The sequence below is a fragment of the Rhodococcus oryzae genome, assembly GCF_005049235.1.
In the GTDB taxonomy this organism is placed as follows: domain Bacteria; phylum Actinomycetota; class Actinomycetes; order Mycobacteriales; family Mycobacteriaceae; genus Rhodococcus_G; species Rhodococcus_G oryzae.
The window spans coordinates 26,643-43,199 of the sequence record NZ_SUMD01000010.1 but is presented as its reverse complement, the minus strand read 5'-3'; the positions used below and the strand labels follow the sequence as shown (position 1 = coordinate 43,199).

Genomic DNA, 16,557 nt, shown 5'->3' with positions numbered 1-16,557 from the left:
GCCCGCCCCGGAATGAACGGGGCGGTGAACCCCTCGGGTACCTGCGATGAACATCCAGCGATACGCCCGTTGACGCGATTTCCCGGCTCGCGGACGCCATTCGGCGTCGATACAGTCCGGCCATGCACGTCTTGTTCGTCTGCAACGGCAACGTGTGCCGCTCGGCCATCGCCGAGCGCCTCGCGATCGCCATTGCCGCGGATCTGGGACCGGTCTCTGCCGGTGCGGCGACGCTCAGCGCGGAGAGCGCGGGGACCAGGGCGTTGGTCGGGTTCCCGATGGAGCCGGTCGCGGCCGAGGTGCTCCGCGGGCTCGGCGGCGATCCGTCGGGCTTCGTCGCTCGTCGGTTGCGGCCCGAGATGATCGAACGGGCCGATCTCGTGCTGGCCATGTCGGAGTCCGTGCGGGACGAGGCGGTGCGACAGCTGCCGGAGGCCGCGGATCGGACCTTCACGCTGCCGGAGGCACACCGCATCGTGTGGCTGACCGGGGCGCGGACCGTGCGCGAGATCGCCGCGGGCCGCGACGATGTCCGGCCCGGCGGCGAGTCGATCAGCGATCCGGTGGGTTTGCGCCGGGAGGCGTTCGAGCGGGTGGGGGAGGAGATCGCGGAGGCACTGCTGCAGGTGATCCCCGCCCTGCGCGCCGGCGTGGTGCCGGAGGTCGCGTGAGAGGGCGGGGATCGGGTGCGGCTCAGGCGCCGAAGCGTTCCTCGACCTCGGCTGCGGTGAGACCGAACTCCTCGAGGGTGTACTTGTGGGCGGGCCGCCGGTCACCGGACCGGCTCTCCTCGTGCATCGCCTCCATTGCCTGCTGGGCCTGCGTGGTCAGCGGGAGGTCGAAGCGGGTGTAGATACCCTCCACGGTGCCGAGCGGGTCGGCGACGAAGTCCTGGTAGTCGACGTCGATGAACTGGGCCGGATCGTGCTGGGCCCGTGCGGCGTTGAACTGCTCCAGGCCGCGTGCCCACAGTTCGAGCTGGCTGCGCCCGATCACCTCGCCCTTGAACTTGTTCGACCAGCCGTCGGTGGCCTGCTCGGCCAGGCTGCACACGGACGGGATGATCGTGCTCGGCGCGCGGTGGGTCTGCACGATCAGCGCGTCGGGGTACACCGCGAGCAACTCGTCGAGCGCGAACAGATGGCTCGGGTTCTTCAGTACCCACCGGCGGTCCCGATCCGGCAGTCCGATCAGCTGCAGGTTCTTCTTGTGCCGCGCATAGGCATTGGTCCAGTCCTGCCCCTCGAGCCACTTCGAGTAGGTCGGCAGGTTGGCCAGGCACTCGTAGGACACCGACTTGAAGGTCTGGCGCAGCAGCTGCCAACACTCCTCGACCTCGCCCGCCGACATGTAGTGCACGCCCATGAACTCGGGGTGCTCGATGTGGTGCTTGCTGAACTGGGCCTCGATGCCCTGGAAGACCGGGTTCGACTCCCAGCTCTCGCGCGGCGGACGTGGCTGCGGCATCTCCGTCAGCCACATCTCCAGGCCCTGGTGCGCGGGATCGACGGTGAGCAGCCGGTGCAGGGCGGTGGTGCCGGTCCTGGGCAGTCCGGTGACGAAGATCGGCCGCTCGATCGGCACGTCGGCGTGTTCGGGGTGCTGCTTCCAGGCGGCCTCGCTGAGCAGTCTCGCGACCAGGGCGCCGCGCAGGAAGACCCGAGAGATCTTGCTGCCGAACGGCGTCAGGTCCTCATCGCTCGCGTAGGAGTCGAGCAGGACTCCGAGCGCCTCTGTGTAGTCGTCGGTGCCGAAGTCGGTCAGGCCGGTCATCCGGGTGGCGGAGGCGTGCAGGTCCTCGACGGTCCCGACGGTGGTGCGTTCAGTCATGGTGCTCGGTGGCCCTTCGCCTAGTGGTGGAATTCGCCGCAGTTGACGTCGAGGCACTGGCCGGTGATGGCGCTGGCCATCGGGGAGGCCAGGAAGATCACCGCGTCCGCGATCTCCTCCGTCTCCGGCAGCCGCTTGAGGTCGGTGGCCGCCGCGGTGTGTTCGTAGATCTGCTCGACGGTGATCCCGAACTTCTTCGCCTGGTGCTCGAAGTACTGCTTGAGGGTGTCGCCCCAGATGTACCCGGGCGCGACCGAGTTGATCCGAATCCCCTTGGGGCCCAGCTCGGTGGCGAGCGACTGCGACATCGCCAGGAGGGCGGACTTGGCCATCTTGTAGCTGCCGTAGCGCTCCTGCGAGTGGCGCAGCACCATCGAGTTGATGTTCACCACCGCGCCCTTGCTCTCCTCGAGGGCGGGGGTGAACAGCTGGGTCAGCCGCAGCGCGCCGAGCACGGTCAGCTCGATGCTGTCGCGGATGTGCTGGTAGTCGGTGCGCGCGAGCGGCTTCATCGACGGAACCGAGAACGCGTTGTTCACCAGGACGTCCACCTTGCCGTAGGCGTCGACGCTGGCGGCGATCAGGTTCTCGGCGGAGGCCTGGTCGGTGATGTCGGTGGACACCGTGACCGCGCGCCTGCCGAGGTCGGTGACCTCCTTGGCCACCTCGTCGAGCCGGGACTGGGTGCGGGCGGCCAGCACCAGGTCGGCCCCGGCGGCGGCGCACCGCAGCGCGAGGGTGCGGCCGAGCGCGGGTCCGACACCCGAGATCACAACGACTTTGTCCTGCAAGAGATTTGTCATGGTCGTACTACCCCAGCATCCGGTTGGCGACGGCGGCCTGGCGTGCCGCGATGCGGGCGGTCCAGTCCTCCGAGGTGATCTTGTTCTGTTCGTGGAACGGCAGCTTCGACGCGACCTCGTCCAGGTTCACCACCTCGACCGTCGGTCCGTCGGCGGGGGTGAACTCCCGAGAGGTGCGCTGCCAGCGGAACTGCAGGTATCCGCGCGGGTGCCCGACCGTCTCGATCCAGTTGGTGACGCCGGGATTGCGCTCGCTGACCACCATCCGGATCATCCCGTCGGGATCGGCCTGGGCCTGCGCGTTGTTCAGCGAGGTCTGGTGCCCTGTGTAGTCGAGCGAGATGTACCAGAGGCTGCCGAGCTGGAAGCCCTGGTACGGCGCATCGGATTTCGGGACGGTGATGATCATCGCCTGGTCATCGGTGAGCTCGTAGTGGCCGACGGACGAGAACTGGGTGGCCAGGCCGCCGGGGGTCAGCCGCGGTTCGGTCATCGTGTTCACCGGGAGCTTGAGGTAAAACCACTCGGGAAACTGTAGCCAGGTCTTGACCCGGCTTACCAGGGCCTTGCCCGCCCTGGCGTAACGCTTCTCGGTCTCCTCCTTGGTGAGGGCGTCGCCGGGCACGCCGATCCGGTCCACCCGATCGATCCGGATGGTGCCGCGCTGCTGGCTCCAGTCGCTGTAGACCTCGCGGACGACCAGCTGCGAGGAGTCCGGTGCGAGGGTGAAGTGGTTGGTGCGGCCGTCGGCCGGGCCGGGTCCGAATGTCACGACGAACGAACCGTCGTCCTCGATGTGCAGTTCGCGGTCGTCGAAAGCCGTCACGCTGCCCGGCACGTTGGCGTTGGTGTAGTTGCCGCTGAGCACCTGGAAGCTCAGATCGGCCGTGGTGCCGCGCCTCCCGGTGACGACGTACTCCGCGTCGCCGTTGATCCGGGCGCCGAAGTACAGGGTGTCCGGGTTGTCGAGGCCCATCTTCATGTACGGGCCGGTGCCCTGGATGAAGGTGGGGTGCGTCTTCTCGGTGGCCCACGCGGCGTGCACGGTGGCCAGGATCCCGCCCGCGAGGTACTGGTAGCCCTCGAGCAGGTCCTGTTCGGACCGGATGTGTGGGGCGGCCTCGACCAGCTTCTCGGCCTCGGCGATGGCCTCGGCCAGGGGTTCTGTCAGCACTCCCGCTCCTCGCGTTCAAGTGGTACAAATATGTACCTAGGTGGTAGACCGGTGATGGTCCGACAATAGAACGTGTTCTAAGGAGTGGTCAATGGCTGAAGAGCAGGACACCGTCGCCGGGCGTCGCTCACCCCCGACCGAGCGGGTGGTGCAGGTTCTCGACTACCTGGTGGCCCGCCAGGAACAGCGCTTCGGGCTGTCCGAGCTGGCCCGCGCGCTCTCGATCAGCAAGCCGACCTGCCTGGGGATCCTCTCCGCACTGGTCTCCGGCGGCTATCTCACTCGCGATCCGGCGTCGAAGACCTATGGGCTCGGCCCCGCGCTGATCGCCGCCGGGCGGGCGGCGCAGCGGGGCTTCGCGGTCGGTCCGATCGCGCGCACCCATCTCGACCGGCTCGCCGCCGAGTTCGGGTCCGTCTGCACGGCGTCCGCGGTGGTGGGCGACCGGATCATGATCCTCGAGGTGGCCACGCCGGCTGGGATGAAGGGCGGACGGACCGCAGTCAAGGTGGGGCAGGCGTACCCGTTCGCGCCCCCGGTGGGGCTCATGTACGTGCTGTGGAGCGCCGACGACGACCTGAAGGCGTGGCTGCGTCGCGAGCCGACGCTGCCGGTGGTGCTCGATCGCGACCTGTTGCGCGAGGTCGTCGAGGACTGCCGCGATGCGGGTTACCTCGTCGAGCGGCTGACCCCGATGGGGCGCAGGCTCTTCTCGCTGATGCAGGGCGTCGCCGGGCAGGACCTGCCGTCCGAGATCCGCGAGCTGCTGGGCGAGATGGTCTCGAGCCTGGGTGAGCGGGTGTACCTGGGGCGTGAGCTCGCCGCTGATGCCGAGTATCCGGTGAGCCTGATCGCCGCGCCCGCCTACGACGCTGACGGGCATCAGTCGCTGGTCCTGACCCTGGACGTGGGCTCCTCGATCAGCGGCGCCGAGATCGAACGTCGCGGAAAGGCCCTCGCGGCGGCGGCCGACGCGGTGACGGCGGAGGTGGGTGGGAGATGGCCGGACCGGCGCGCGGATCCGGGTCCGGTGTCGATCGGCGAGGGGATTGACCCGACCTAGAACACGTTCTATTGTCGGCTCAGACTTCAATTTCGAACCGCCTCGGTACAAAAATGTACCGACGCTCGGACCCCGATCCAGTCGAGGAGCCGCACATGACAACCCGACACGCACCACCCGCCTACGAGCTGTCCCACCTGGGCGCGCTCGAGGCGGAAGCGGTGCACATCTTCCGTGAGGTGGCCGCCACCTTCGAGCGCCCCGTCCTTCTGTTCTCCGGGGGCAAGGACTCGGTGGTGATGCTGCACGTCGCCGCCAAGGCCTTCTGGCCCGCGCCGCTGCCCTTCGCGGTGATGCACGTCGACACCGGCCACAACTTCGACGAGGTGATCGAATTCCGGGACCGCGTGGTCGACGAGCTCGGCCTCCGCCTCGTGGTCTCGCGGGTGCAGGACGACATCGACGCGGGCCGCGTCACCGAGGAGCAGGGGCCGCGGGCCAGCCGCAACCGGCTGCAGACGCACGCCTTGCTGCGCGGTATCCGCGACAACGAGTTCGACGCGGTCTTCGGCGGGGCCCGCCGCGACGAGGAGAAGGCGCGCGCCAAGGAGCGGGTGTTCAGCTTCCGCGACGAGTTCGGGCAATGGGATCCGCGCGCGCAACGACCCGAGCTGTGGAACCTCTACAACGGCAAGCACCGCAAGGGCGAGCACATCCGGGTGTTCCCGCTGTCCAACTGGACCGAACTCGACATCTGGCAGTACATCCTCGAGGAACAGATCGAGCTGCCGGCCATCTACTACGCGCACCGCCGCCAGGTGGTGCCGCGCGACGGAATGCTGCTGGCGCACACCAGGTTCCTGACGCTGCTCCCGGGGGAGGAGTCGTACGAGGAGCTCGTCCGGTTCCGGACCGTCGGCGATGCCACCTGCACCGGCTGCGTGGAGTCCTCGGCGGCCACCGCTGCCGCCGTCGTCACCGAGGTGGCGGCCAGCCGCATCACCGAGCGGGGGGCCACCCGCGCCGACGACCGGATCTCCGAGGCCGGGATGGAAGACCGCAAGAAGGAGGGGTACTTCTGATGTCGCAGTCCCACCACGCCCTGCAGCTGCTCCGCGTCGCCACCGCGGGCAGCGTCGACGACGGGAAGTCGACGCTGATCGGCCGGCTGCTCTACGACTCCAAGTCGATCTTCGAGGATCAGCTCGAGGCGGTCGAACGCAGCAGTCGCGAGCGCGGCGACGAGTACGCCAACCTCGCCTTGCTCACCGACGGGCTGCGCGCAGAGCGGGAGCAGGGCATCACCATCGATGTCGCGCACCGGTATTTCGCCACCCCGCACCGCAAGTTCATCATCGCCGACACCCCCGGTCACGAGCAGTACACCCGCAACATGGTCACCGGGGCCTCCACCGCGGACCTCGCGCTGATCCTGGTCGACGCGCGCAAGGGCGTGCTGGAGCAGACCCGCAGGCACGCCTTCCTGTCCACCCTGCTCGGGATCCCGCACCTGGTGCTGTGCGTGAACAAGATGGACCTGGTCGACTGGTCGCAGGAGCGCTTCGAGGAGATCAAGGAGGAGTTCCGTCAGTTCGCGATCAAGCTCGACGTGCACGACCTGACGTTCATCCCGGTCTCCGCGCTCAAGGGCGACAACATCGTCACCCGCACCGAGAACATGCCCTGGTACGAGGGCTCCTCGCTGCTGCACCACCTCGAGGACGTGCACATTGCCTCGGACCGCAACCTCATCGACGCGCGCTTCCCGGTGCAGTACGTGATCCGGCCGCAGCGCCAGACTGACGCCGAGCTGCACGACTTCCGCGGCTACGCGGGCACCGTCGCCAGCGGCGTGTTCAAGCCGGGCGACGAGGTCGTCGTGCTGCCCTCGGGCTTCACCTCCACGGTCGAGGCCATCTTCGGTCCCGGCGGAACCGTGATCGAGGAGGCGTTCGCGCCGTCCGCGGTGACGATCTCGCTGGCCGACAACCTGGATGTCAGCCGCGGCGACGTGCTCTGCCGGCCGAACAACCGCCCGCAGGTAGGCCAGGAGATCGACGCGATGGTCTGTTGGCTCACCGAACAGTCCTCGCTCTCCGAGAACACCCGATACACCCTGATGCACACCACCAAGTCCACCAAGGCTCAGGTGGTCCGGCTCGACTACCGGCTCGACGTCAACACCCTGCACCGGGACGAGGTCGCGCAGTCGTTGTCGCTCAACGAGATCGGCCGGATCCAGCTGAAGACGCAGCAGCCGCTGCTGTTCGACCCGTACCGTCGCAGCCGGGTGACCGGCAGCTTCATCCTGGTCGACGAGTCGACCGGCAACACCGTCGCGGCAGGCATGATCCTCGGGCCGACGCTCAAGGAGTCGAAGGTCGTCTGGCACGCCGCGTCGGTCTCCCGGGCCGAGCGCGCCACCAAGGGCGCCACGGTGTGGCTGACCGGGCTGTCCGCGTCCGGGAAGTCCACGGTCGCCGTCGAACTCGAGCGACGGCTGGTGGCCTCCGGCGTGCCCGCCTACCGGCTGGACGGGGACAACCTGCGGCACGGGCTCAACTCCGACCTCGGCTTCGGTGCCGCGGACCGGGCCGAGAACGTCCGGCGGGTCGGCGAGGTCGCCCAGCTGCTCGCCGACGCGGGGATGGTCGCGGTCGCCTCGTTGATCAGTCCGTATCGGGAGGACCGGGACCGGGTGCGGGCCCAGCACATCGCGGCAGGCCTGCCGTTCATCGAGGTGTTCATCGACACCCCGATCGAGCAGTGCGAGGCCCGCGACCCGAAGGGCATGTACGCCAAGGCGAGGGCCGGTGAGATCACCGGCTTCACCGGCGTCGACGACCCGTACGAGGCGCCGACGAACGCCGAACTGGTGCTGCGACCCGAGGACGGCGATCCCGTCGCCCAGGCCGCCACGATCATGGAGTATCTGAACCTATGACGACCGATGCCGTGCTCGCCGGCGAACTGGCCACCCGTGCGGGCGAACTCCTCCTGGAGCTGAGAAACCGCGAGCTGGGCGAGGCCCCGCTCGAGAAGACACAGGCGCGTGAGCTCGGGCGCAGGGGCGACAAGGAGGCGAACACGCTGCTGCTGGGGCTGCTCGGGGAGCACCGTCCGGCTGACGCCGTGCTGTCCGAGGAGTCCGCGGATGACCTTGCCCGCCTGGACAATCCGCGGGTGTGGATCATCGATCCGCTGGACGGCTCGCGGGAGTACGGGCTGCCGGGACGGCCCGACTGGGCGGTGCACGTCGCGCTGTGGGAACGCGGCGCGGGGATCACGACGGCCGCCGTCGCCCAGCCCGCGCTTGGTGAGGTCTACGTGAGCGGGTCGGCTCCCCTGGCGGGTCCGGCAGGACGGGTCCGCCCTCGAATCCTGGTGAGCGACAGCCGCCCTCCGGAATTCATCGGCCCGCTCGCCGAGCGGATCGGCGCCGATGTCGCGCCGATGGGCTCGGCCGGCGCCAAGGCGATGGCGGTGCTGCGCGGCGAGGCCGACGCCTACGTGCACGCCGGTGGCCAGTGGGAGTGGGATTCGGCGGCGCCCGTCGGGGTGGCACAGGCCGCCGGCCTGCACTGCTCGCGGATCGACGGGACACCGCTGATCTACAACGAGGCGCATCCCTACCTGCCGGACCTCGTCATCTGCAGGCCCGAGCTGGCCCGGCCGCTGCTCGACGGGATCGCCGAGCTGACCGGTGCGCCCGCAGACAGCCCCCGGGTGGCGATGGTGCGCGAGTACCTGAGCAGCCTGGTCACCCACGACGCGAGCAAGGTGCGGCTGGCGGCGGACTGCCTCCGGGTCGAGAACGGCCAGCGCACGGGCGATTCCGGGCCCGAGATCATCGCCGAGCTGGAGCACGGCGACCAGTACAAGCCGATCACCGGCATCCGGGACCTGGAGTTCCGGGAATGGGGGCCGAACGTGGTGGCCCGGTTCCTGCTCGACATGGGCGCGGGCGCGCACGTCGTCACCGTCGCGATCACCGAGCACTTCTCGATACCGGGCGGGGAGATCGAGTCGATCCTGGCGATCATCGAGCCGCACCCGGCGGCCGGGTGACGGCGGCGTGAAGGTCTTCACCGGAGCGGATCCGCGGATGGGGCTCGGCGACGTCGGCGCCTATGCCCGGAGGGTCGAGGCCGCGGGCTACGACGGCATGCACGTCTCGGAGACGGTGCACGATCCGTTCCTGCTCGCGCTGATCGCGTTGCAGAGCACCTCCCGGATCGTGGTGCGGACGTCGGTCGCGCTGGCCTTCGTCCGCAGCCCGCTGCTCACCGCGTACACGGGATGGGACCTGGCGAGGATGTCCGGCGGCCGGTTCCACCTCGGCCTCGGCAGCCAGATCAGGCAGAACATCGAGCAGCGGTACGCGATGCCCTGGGCCGAGCCGGCTGCGCGGATGGCGGAGTACGTCCACGTGGTCCGGGCGGCGTTCGAGACGTTCCGGACCGGGACGCTGACGCCCTTCGAGGGCGAGCACTACGGCTTCACCCGGATGCAGCCGTACTTCAATCCGCACGACGCGACCGACGCCGAGATGGCCTGCCCGCCGATCTACCTGGGCGGGGTGGGCCGCCGGATGTGCACCGTGGCGGGTGAGGTGGCGGACGGGCTGATCACGCACCCCACCGGCTCGAGCCCGTCGTTCCTGGAGCAGGACGTCCGCCCGGCGCTGGCGGCAGGCGCGGCGGCCGCGGGCCGCAACCCGGACGACTGCGAGCTCGTCGCGGGATTCCAGGTGATCACCGGCGAGACGCAGGCCGACCTCGATACCGAGAGAGAGCGACATCGGCGCCAGTTCGCCTTCCTGTACTCGACCCCGGAATACCGTCGCGAGCTCGAACGCTGCGGCCTCGGCGATCTGCGCGAACCGCTGGCCCGGATGGTCCGGACGAACGACTGGGACCGGCTCCGGGAACTTGTCACCGACGAGGTGCTCGACGCGATGCTGCCGTCGGCGCGCTACGGGGAGCTGCCCGAGCTGATCCACGAGCGGATCGGCGGGCTCGCCGATGCGGTCACCCTGCCGCTGCCCGCGGATCCGTCGCGTGACCCCGCTATGGCCGATGTGGTGCGGCGACTGCGCGATCTGGACTGAGCGGCGCCTCGCCGATGACCCGGAGCAGGTCGAGCGCCGCGGCATCGGGGCTGCCTGCCTCCGCGGAGTAGGCGACGATACGCAGGTCGGCGCCCTGCACGGTCAGCACGTCGCAGTCGAGCGTGATCGTCCCGACCTCGGGGTGCTCGATCGTCTTGCGGTCGGCGGTGTGCGTGGTCACCTCGGCGCGCTCCCAGAGCTCGGCGAACCGGGGCGATTCCGCGCGGAGCCCGCGCACGAGGTCGGCGAGCTCGCTGTCGCGCGGGTAGCGGGCGCTCGCCTGACGGAGGTCGGCGACGACCGCGGACTCGAGCGCCACTCGCTCCTCGGGACTGTGGCGCACCCGGGCCGGTGCGCCGAGGAAGATCAGCCACGGCAGGTTTCGTGCACGGGCGTCGCCGGTCAGCGGTGCGCCCATCAGCGCATCCCACAGCGGATTCGATGTGACGAGCGTCCAGCGCGCGTCATAGACGGCGACCGGTAGGTCGCGCATCCGCTCGACGAGGCGCTGCACCCCCGGCGTCACATGCGCGTCGACGGTGCCTGCCGACGGTGTGAGCAGGCCGGCAAGCAGGTACAGGTGGTCGCGTTCGGCGGCCGTCAGCCGGAGCGTGCGGGCCAGCGCCGAGAGCACCTGCGGTGAAGGATGTTGCGAGCGCCCCTGTTCGAGCCGCGTGAGGTAGTCCACCGAGACGCCTGCCGCGTGCGCGACCTCTTCGCGTCGTAGGCCGGGGGACCGCCGCTTGGGGCCGACCGAGATGCCTGCCTCGCCGGGATCAACCCTGTCGCGCCAGGCGCGCAGCATCCGGCCGAGCTGCCGTTCGTCAGCACTCATGCCTCGAGTATCGCCCGTCTCGTATCCGCGAGGGTGGTACTGGCGTTCCCAGGATGACGGGACGCCTGGGCAGCGGGCTCGTGGCGGCCGAAAGTGGGGACATGACCATCACACTCATCACCGGAGCCAACAAGGGCCTCGGATTCGAAACCGCCCGCGCCCTCGTCGAGGCAGGCCACTGCGTCTACCTCGGGGCCCGCGACGCCGGTCGGGGGGAGGCCGCGGCAGCCGCGCTCGGTGCGCGGCACGTCCCGCTCGACGTCACCGACGACGCGTCCGTCGCCGCGGCGGCCGCCCACATCGAGCAGCGCGACGGCGTGCTCGACGTGCTGGTGAACAACGCCGGCATCGGAGGGACGTTCGACCATCCACGCGACACCCGCGCGGACCAGGTGCGGGAGGTGTACGAGACCAACGTCTTCGGCATCGTCCGCATGATGCACGCGTTCATCCCGCTGCTCGATCTGTCGGCGGCGCCCGTCGTGGTCAACGTGGGCAGCGGCATGGGATCACTCGCGGTCACGACCGACCCGGATCGGATCGAGGCCGGTCTCGTCGGCATCGGGTATCCCTCGTCCAAGACCGCGGTGAACATGATCACCACGCAGTACGCGAAGGCGCTGCCGCGGTTCCGCGTCAACGTGGTCGACCCCGGCTACACCGCGACCGACCTCAACGGAAACAGCGGCACTCAGACCGTGGCGGAGGGCGCCGCGATCATCGTTCGGATGGCGGGCATCGGCGTCGACGGCCCGACGGGGTCGTTCTTCGCGGCATCCGGGCCGGTCGGCTGGTGATGCGGGTCATCCGTTCGGTCGAGTAGTCGCGCGCGGCAACTGTTCCACCCATCGGGCCGACGGCGCCCCGGGCGCTCCGGTGCGGCCTAGCCTCGGTGGCAATCGAACTCAGGACGGAGATTGCCATGGAATCGGCCCAGCAGGTGTTCAAAGGCAAGGTTGCGGTCATCACCGGCGCCTCGAGCGGAATCGGCGCCGGCCTCGCGCGGCATGCAGCGGGTCTCGGGATGCGGGTGGTGCTGGCCGATGTCGACGCGGAGCGGACCGAGTCGCTGCGGGAGGAGCTCAGCGCGCAGGGCGCCGAGGCGGAGGCCGTGGTGACCGACGTCGCCGACCCGGCCGCGGTCGAGGCGCTGGCCGAGCGGGCCTGGCGGCGATTCGGTGGGGTGGACATGCTGGTCAACAATGCCGGGATCATGGCGTTCGGGTACTCCTGGGAGATCCCGGCGGAGCGCTGGGACGCCATGCTCCGCGTCAACATCGGCGGGTACGTCAACGGCCTGCGCGCCTTCGTGCCGCGGATGCTCGAGGCCGAGACCCCGGCGTGGGTGGTCAACGTGTCCTCGGTCGGGGGCCTGCTGCCCAGCCCGCTCATGGCCCCCTACAGCGTCACCAAGTTCGGCGTGCTGGCGCTCACCGAGAGCCTGCACTACGAGATGCAGATGAAGAAGGCACAGATCCGGGTGTCCGTGGTGACGCCGGGGCACGTCAAGAGCGACATCTTCCGGGCCGCGCGTCCCGGCGCGGACACCCCGCCCGAGGTGCAGGGCTTCCAGCAGTGGCTCCAGAACGACGCGGACGAACACGGACTCACCCCGGACGAGCACGCGGAGCGGGTGTTCGCGCAGGTCGCCGAGGGTCGGTACTGGGTGGTGCCCCAGCCCGAGGCCCTCGATCCGGCGCTGCAGCCCCGCACCGACATGATCCTGGGCCGGGTCACTCCCGTGGTGGCGTTCGGCGGCTGACCGCGCCGCGGTTCCGCGAAATGGTTTCTGGCGCAACGAACCCGGACCGTCGTCCTGGAAGGCGGCGGAGCCGCGTGAGAGGGTTTCCGCACACGAACACCACCAACCGAAGGGGAACCCATGAATCCGGAGTCTGTCGTCACCGAGTTCTGCGCGCTCTGGGCGCAGGCCGATCCCGATGCGATCGTCGAGTTTTTCGCGGAAGATGCCGTCTACCACAACATCCCGATGGAACCGGTGGTCGGGAAGTCCGCGATCAAGGACTTCATCACGGGCTTCATCGGATCGTTCGGCGGCATCGCGTTCAACGTGCACCACCAGGTGGCCAACGGCTCGATCGTGATGAACGAGCGCACCGACGTGTTCGCCATCAACGGCAAGCAGATCGACCTGCCTGTCGTCGGTGTCTTCGAGATCGCGCCGGACGGCAAGATCGTGGCCTGGCGGGACTACTTCGACATGACGCCGCTGACGGCGCTCGGCAGCTAGCCGACGGGACCGCATTGCGCTCACATTCTGTGCGCGCAATGGCGGTTTCCGCGCCTTCGCGCCACACAGTGTGAAGAGAGTCCGCTGATCGCGGCTGAGAAAATGCACCGATCCATCGATGGTTCCTGGTGATGGTGGTGCCCCCGGCAGGATTCGAACCTGCGGCCTTTCGCTCCGGAGGCGAACGCTCTATCCCCTGAGCTACGGGGGCCCGCCGAAACTTCCGGCGTGCCATTGGGCGGGGTTAGCGTAACCCACGATCGGCCGGATCCATATTTGGACCCCCCGGTTGGGTAAAGTGCCTGGTACGCACCCGGTGTCCGCCACGAATACCGAAGGGCTCGTCGATGGCCGATCAGTATTACCCCGATGCCGAACTCGACCTGGACCTGCGCTGGTGGGCCGCCGCCAACTATCTGACGGTCGCCCAGATCTACCTGCGGGACAACGCATTGCTGCGAGAGCCGCTGCGCGCCGAACACATCAAGCCGCGGCTGCTCGGACACTGGGGGACCAGTCCCGGACTGTCCGCGATCTATGCCGTGCTCAACAGGCACATCCGCCGCACCGACGCGGACTGGCTGTACGTCACCGGTCCGGGCCACGGCGGCCCGGCGCTGGTGGCGGCCACCTACCTCGAGGGCACCTACTCGCAGATCTATCCCCAGGTCAGCGCGGATGCGGCCGGGATCGGGCGGCTCTGTCGGCAGTTCTCGTCGCCGGGCGGGGTGCCGAGCCACGTGAGCGTGCAGACCCCGGGCAGCATCCACGAGGGCGGCGAACTCGGCTACGCGCTCGCACACGCCGCCGGAGCCGCGTTCGACCGGCCCGACCTGTTGGTCGCGTGCGTGATCGGCGACGGGGAGGCGGAGACGGGCCCACTGTCCGCCTCCTGGAAGCTGCCTGCCTTCCTCAACGCGCGCCGGGACGGTGCGGTGTTGCCGATCCTGCACCTGAACGGCGCGAAGATCGCCGGACCGACGGTCCTCGGGCGCAGCACCGACACCGATGTCGCCGCCTACCTCTCCGGTCAGGGGTGGGCGCCGGTCTTCGTCGAGGGCGACGACCCGAGGCTCGTGTTCCGCGCGCTGTGGGCCGCGGTGGATTCCGCGCACGAGTCGATCACCGCGATCCAACGGGCGGCCCGCGCCGGTACCGCCTCCGCAGACACGCCCCGATGGCCCGCGATCGTGCTGCGCACCCCGAAGGGCTGGACCGGTCCGCACACCGTCGACGGCGTGCTGGTCGAGGGCACGCACCGGGCCCATCAGGTGCCGCTGTCGGCTGTGCGCACCAACCCGGCCCATCTCGCACAGCTCGAGCGATGGATGCGGTCCTACCGACCGGACCAGCTCTTCGACGAGAACGGCACGCTGGCAGCCGAACTCGCGGCTCTGGCGCCCGCGGGAGACAAGCGGATGGGATCGACCCCCTACGCGAATGGCGGGCGGCTGCGCCGGGCGTTGCCGGTCCCGCCACTCGAGCGGTACGCCCTCGACGTGCCCGCGCCGGGGACGACATTCCACGAGACCACCCGGGTGCTCGGCGAGATGCTGCGCGACATCTACGCCGAGGGCACCCGATCCGACGGCGGTGGCGACTTCCGGCTGTTCTGCCCGGACGAGACCGCCAGCAACCGGCTCGGCGCGGTATTCGAGACGACGGACCGCTGCTGGCAACTGCCCGTCACCGACCACGACGACGGGCTCGGCCCCGACGGTCGGGTGATGGAGGTCCTCAGCGAGCACCTGTGCCAGGGATGGCTGGAGGGATATCTGCTGGCCGGCGGGCACGGGGTGTTCGCGAGCTACGAGGCGTTCGCGATGGTCAGCGTCTCGATGCTGATCCAGCACGCCAAGTGGCTCCAACACGCGCGGACACTGCCCTGGCGGGAGCCGGTCTCCTCGCTGAACGTGCTCCTCACCAGCACCTGCTGGCGCAACGACCACAACGGTTTCAGCCACCAGGGCCCGGGCATGATCGACGCGGCCATCCCGTTGTCACCCGAGGTGGTCCGGATCTGGCTGCCGCCGGACTCGAACACGCTGCTCTCGATCGCCGACCACTGTCTGCGCAGCACCGACCACGTCAACCTGATCGTCGTCGACAAGCAGCCGCACCTGCAGTACCTGACCCTCGAGGAGGCCGACCGGCACTGCGCCGCAGGCGCTTCGGTGTGGCGGTGGGCGGGGACCGAGGACGACGGGGCAGGCAGGCCGGACGAGCCGGACGTCGTGCTGGCGGCGGCCGGGGACGTGCCGACCGAGGAGATCCTGGCCGCGGCCGAACTGCTGCGGGTCTGGGTGCCCTACCTGCGGGTGCGGGTGGTCAACATCGTCGACCTGATGGCGCTGATGCCCCAGGACGTGCATCCGCACGGGTTCACCGTCGCCGGCTTCGCCGAGCTGTTCACCGAGGACACCGACGTGGTGTTCGCCTTCCACGGGTACTCGCGCGCGGTGCACCAGCTGCTGCACGGGCGACCGAACGCGGACCGCTTCCACGTCCGTGGGTTCAATGAGCAGGGCACGACCACCACGCCGTTCGACATGGTGGTGCTCAACCGGATGAGCCGGTACGACCTGGTGCTCGAGGCGCTGCGCCGCGCCCGCCGGGTGCCCCAGCGCGGCGACGAGCTCGCGCGATACTGCCGGGGTCAGCTCGAGCGGCACCGCGATCACGTCGTCGCGCACCTCGAGGACATGCCCGAGGTGCGCGAGTGGACGTGGGGGTCGACCGCCCCCGCCGAGCCCACGACGCGTTGACCGTGGGCAGGCGGTCGGTCAGTTCATCGGCAGGGGAGCCGCGCCCTTCTCCTGGAGCATCGCGGTGATCCGGTCCGCCTCGCTCTGCTGGGTGTCGACCATGGTCTGAGCCAGCATCTGGACGGTCGGAACCTCGGCATGCTGTGCGCCGTACTCCATCATCGGCAGGCCGCCCTGGTGATGACGCAGCATCAGCTGCAGGTAGAGGACGTCGGCGGCCGGGCCGCGGGCCTGCCGCAGCGCGGCCATGTCCTCGGAGCTGGCCATTCCGGGCATCGCTCCCGTCGACGCGGGCGCTCCGGCCTCGGAGGTCATCGCGCCCATGTCGTGGCCGGACTCCGCGTGCCCGTGCCCGTCCCCGCCGTGCCCGGACTCGTCCGAGCTCATCCAGGTCATGTAGTCACCGGTCGGGAGCAGCGGCTGATTCCACAGCGACAGCCAGCCGGTCATCTGGCCGATCTGGTTCTGCTGGGTGGTCAGGATGTCGTACGCGAGGTCGCGGACCATCGGGTCGGTGGCATTGGCGATCGCGATCGCCGACATCTCCACCGCCTGGTTGTGGTGCACGGTCATGTCCTGCGCGAACCCGACGTCCACCGAACCTGCACCCGGGTTGGCGGCGCCGTCGTCGCGCAGCGGCAGGCTCGCCAGGAACCCGATGGCGAACCCGATCGCGACGGCGGCGATCAGGCCCAGCACGGCGAGGGCGGTGCGCTGACTGCGCTTGCCGCCCTCGGGTGCCTGCGTCCCGACTGTGTCCTGGTCGGCTCCGGTCTGATCAGTCAT

The 16,557-nt window shown here is 69.4% G+C and carries 15 protein-coding genes and 1 tRNA gene; 10 read left to right on the top strand and 6 right to left on the bottom strand.

What is annotated here, in order from left to right:
• Positions 1–122: 122 nt before the first annotated feature.
• Positions 123–671 carry an arsenate reductase/protein-tyrosine-phosphatase family protein gene (locus FCG67_RS19265; RefSeq protein ID WP_136911304.1) on the top strand — a complete coding sequence of 183 codons (549 nt, stop codon included), beginning with the start codon at positions 123–125 and terminating at the stop codon, positions 669–671.
• 22 nt (positions 672–693) lie between these two features.
• Here FCG67_RS19265 and FCG67_RS19260 read toward each other — a convergent pair whose 3' ends face one another.
• Genes FCG67_RS19260 through FCG67_RS19250 form a run of 3 tightly spaced genes read right to left on the bottom strand, consistent with a single transcriptional unit; the run spans position 694 to position 3,807 of the window.
• Entirely contained in the window at positions 694–1,830 is a 1,137-nt protein-coding gene (locus FCG67_RS19260; protein ID WP_136911303.1) for a sulfotransferase family protein, read from the bottom strand.
• Between the two features lie 20 nt (positions 1,831–1,850).
• Positions 1,851–2,633: an SDR family oxidoreductase gene (locus FCG67_RS19255; protein ID WP_136911302.1), complete on the bottom strand. Its 783-nt coding sequence runs from the start codon at positions 2,631–2,633 to the stop codon at positions 1,851–1,853.
• 7 nt (positions 2,634–2,640) lie between these two features.
• Positions 2,641–3,807: a DUF1214 domain-containing protein gene (locus FCG67_RS19250; RefSeq protein WP_136911301.1), complete on the bottom strand. Its 1,167-nt coding sequence runs from the start codon at positions 3,805–3,807 to the stop codon at positions 2,641–2,643.
• 91 nt (positions 3,808–3,898) lie between these two features.
• Between FCG67_RS19250 and FCG67_RS19245 the strand changes: the two genes are divergently transcribed.
• From FCG67_RS19245 to FCG67_RS19225, 5 genes are all read left to right on the top strand, one after another.
• Positions 3,899–4,870, top strand: a complete 972-nt coding sequence (locus FCG67_RS19245; RefSeq protein ID WP_136911300.1) for an IclR family transcriptional regulator — start codon at positions 3,899–3,901, stop codon at positions 4,868–4,870.
• A gap of 95 nt (positions 4,871–4,965) precedes the next feature.
• Positions 4,966–5,892, top strand: a complete 927-nt coding sequence (cysD, locus tag FCG67_RS19240) for a sulfate adenylyltransferase subunit CysD (protein WP_136911299.1) — start codon at positions 4,966–4,968, stop codon at positions 5,890–5,892.
• Positions 5,892–7,754, top strand: coding sequence for a sulfate adenylyltransferase subunit CysN (cysN, locus tag FCG67_RS19235; RefSeq protein ID WP_136911298.1), 1,863 nt, complete (start codon positions 5,892–5,894; stop codon positions 7,752–7,754). The genes cysD and cysN overlap by 1 nt, the downstream gene beginning before the upstream one ends.
• Positions 7,751–8,878 (top strand): 3'(2'),5'-bisphosphate nucleotidase CysQ, encoded by a 1,128-nt coding sequence (locus FCG67_RS19230; protein WP_136911297.1) that lies wholly within the window; start codon positions 7,751–7,753, stop codon positions 8,876–8,878. Before cysN ends, FCG67_RS19230 begins: the two co-directional genes overlap by 4 nt.
• A gap of 7 nt (positions 8,879–8,885) precedes the next feature.
• Complete coding sequence (locus tag FCG67_RS19225) at positions 8,886–9,920, top strand: TIGR03617 family F420-dependent LLM class oxidoreductase (RefSeq protein ID WP_136911296.1); 1,035 nt, start codon at positions 8,886–8,888, stop codon at positions 9,918–9,920.
• Here the strand turns inward: FCG67_RS19225 and FCG67_RS19220 are convergent.
• Positions 9,880–10,755 (bottom strand): helix-turn-helix domain-containing protein, encoded by an 876-nt coding sequence (locus FCG67_RS19220; protein ID WP_136911295.1) that lies wholly within the window; start codon positions 10,753–10,755, stop codon positions 9,880–9,882. The two genes, FCG67_RS19225 and FCG67_RS19220, sit on opposite strands and share 41 nt — an antisense overlap.
• 101 nt (positions 10,756–10,856) lie before the next feature.
• Between FCG67_RS19220 and FCG67_RS19215 the strand changes: the two genes are divergently transcribed.
• The 3 genes from FCG67_RS19215 to FCG67_RS19205 all read left to right on the top strand — a co-directional run bounded on the left by FCG67_RS19215 (position 10,857) and on the right by FCG67_RS19205 (position 13,006).
• Positions 10,857–11,552 (top strand): SDR family NAD(P)-dependent oxidoreductase, encoded by a 696-nt coding sequence (locus FCG67_RS19215; protein ID WP_136911294.1) that lies wholly within the window; start codon positions 10,857–10,859, stop codon positions 11,550–11,552.
• Between the two features lie 125 nt (positions 11,553–11,677).
• Positions 11,678–12,517, top strand: a complete 840-nt coding sequence (locus FCG67_RS19210; protein ID WP_136911293.1) for an SDR family NAD(P)-dependent oxidoreductase — start codon at positions 11,678–11,680, stop codon at positions 12,515–12,517.
• Positions 12,518–12,637: 120 nt separating this feature from the next.
• Positions 12,638–13,006: a nuclear transport factor 2 family protein gene (locus FCG67_RS19205; protein WP_136911292.1), complete on the top strand. Its 369-nt coding sequence runs from the start codon at positions 12,638–12,640 to the stop codon at positions 13,004–13,006.
• Between the two features lie 135 nt (positions 13,007–13,141).
• Here the strand turns inward: FCG67_RS19205 and FCG67_RS19200 are convergent.
• Positions 13,142–13,217: transfer RNA gene (locus FCG67_RS19200), tRNA-Arg, on the bottom strand.
• A 136-nt stretch (positions 13,218–13,353) separates the two neighbouring features.
• Here FCG67_RS19200 and FCG67_RS19195 point away from each other — a divergent pair.
• Positions 13,354–15,771, top strand: coding sequence for a phosphoketolase family protein (locus tag FCG67_RS19195; RefSeq protein WP_136911291.1), 2,418 nt, complete (start codon positions 13,354–13,356; stop codon positions 15,769–15,771).
• A gap of 18 nt (positions 15,772–15,789) precedes the next feature.
• Here the strand turns inward: FCG67_RS19195 and FCG67_RS19190 are convergent, their stop codons facing one another.
• Positions 15,790–16,557, bottom strand: a complete 768-nt coding sequence (locus tag FCG67_RS19190; RefSeq protein WP_136911290.1) for a DUF305 domain-containing protein — start codon at positions 16,555–16,557, stop codon at positions 15,790–15,792.

Excerpts from the sequence above, each read along its gene's own strand:
- FCG67_RS19245 (WP_136911300.1), top strand. The coding sequence starts at position 3,899 with ATGGCTGAAGAGCAGGACACCGTCGCCGGGCGTCGCTCACCCCCGACC.
- FCG67_RS19230 (WP_136911297.1), top strand. The coding sequence starts at position 7,751 with ATGACGACCGATGCCGTGCTCGCCGGCGAACTGGCCACCCGTGCGGGC.
- FCG67_RS19265 (WP_136911304.1), top strand. The coding sequence starts at position 123 with ATGCACGTCTTGTTCGTCTGCAACGGCAACGTGTGCCGCTCGGCCATC.
- FCG67_RS19255 (WP_136911302.1), bottom strand. The coding sequence starts at position 2,633 with ATGACAAATCTCTTGCAGGACAAAGTCGTTGTGATCTCGGGTGTCGGA.
- FCG67_RS19220 (WP_136911295.1), bottom strand. The coding sequence starts at position 10,755 with ATGAGTGCTGACGAACGGCAGCTCGGCCGGATGCTGCGCGCCTGGCGC.
- FCG67_RS19195 (WP_136911291.1), top strand. The coding sequence starts at position 13,354 with ATGGCCGATCAGTATTACCCCGATGCCGAACTCGACCTGGACCTGCGC.
- FCG67_RS19190 (WP_136911290.1), bottom strand. The coding sequence starts at position 16,557 with ATGACTGATCAGACCGGAGCCGACCAGGACACAGTCGGGACGCAGGCA.
- cysD (WP_136911299.1), top strand. The coding sequence starts at position 4,966 with ATGACAACCCGACACGCACCACCCGCCTACGAGCTGTCCCACCTGGGC.
- FCG67_RS19210 (WP_136911293.1), top strand. The coding sequence starts at position 11,678 with ATGGAATCGGCCCAGCAGGTGTTCAAAGGCAAGGTTGCGGTCATCACC.
- FCG67_RS19205 (WP_136911292.1), top strand. The coding sequence starts at position 12,638 with ATGAATCCGGAGTCTGTCGTCACCGAGTTCTGCGCGCTCTGGGCGCAG.
- FCG67_RS19260 (WP_136911303.1), bottom strand. The coding sequence starts at position 1,830 with ATGACTGAACGCACCACCGTCGGGACCGTCGAGGACCTGCACGCCTCC.
- cysN (WP_136911298.1), top strand. The coding sequence starts at position 5,892 with ATGTCGCAGTCCCACCACGCCCTGCAGCTGCTCCGCGTCGCCACCGCG.
- FCG67_RS19215 (WP_136911294.1), top strand. The coding sequence starts at position 10,857 with ATGACCATCACACTCATCACCGGAGCCAACAAGGGCCTCGGATTCGAA.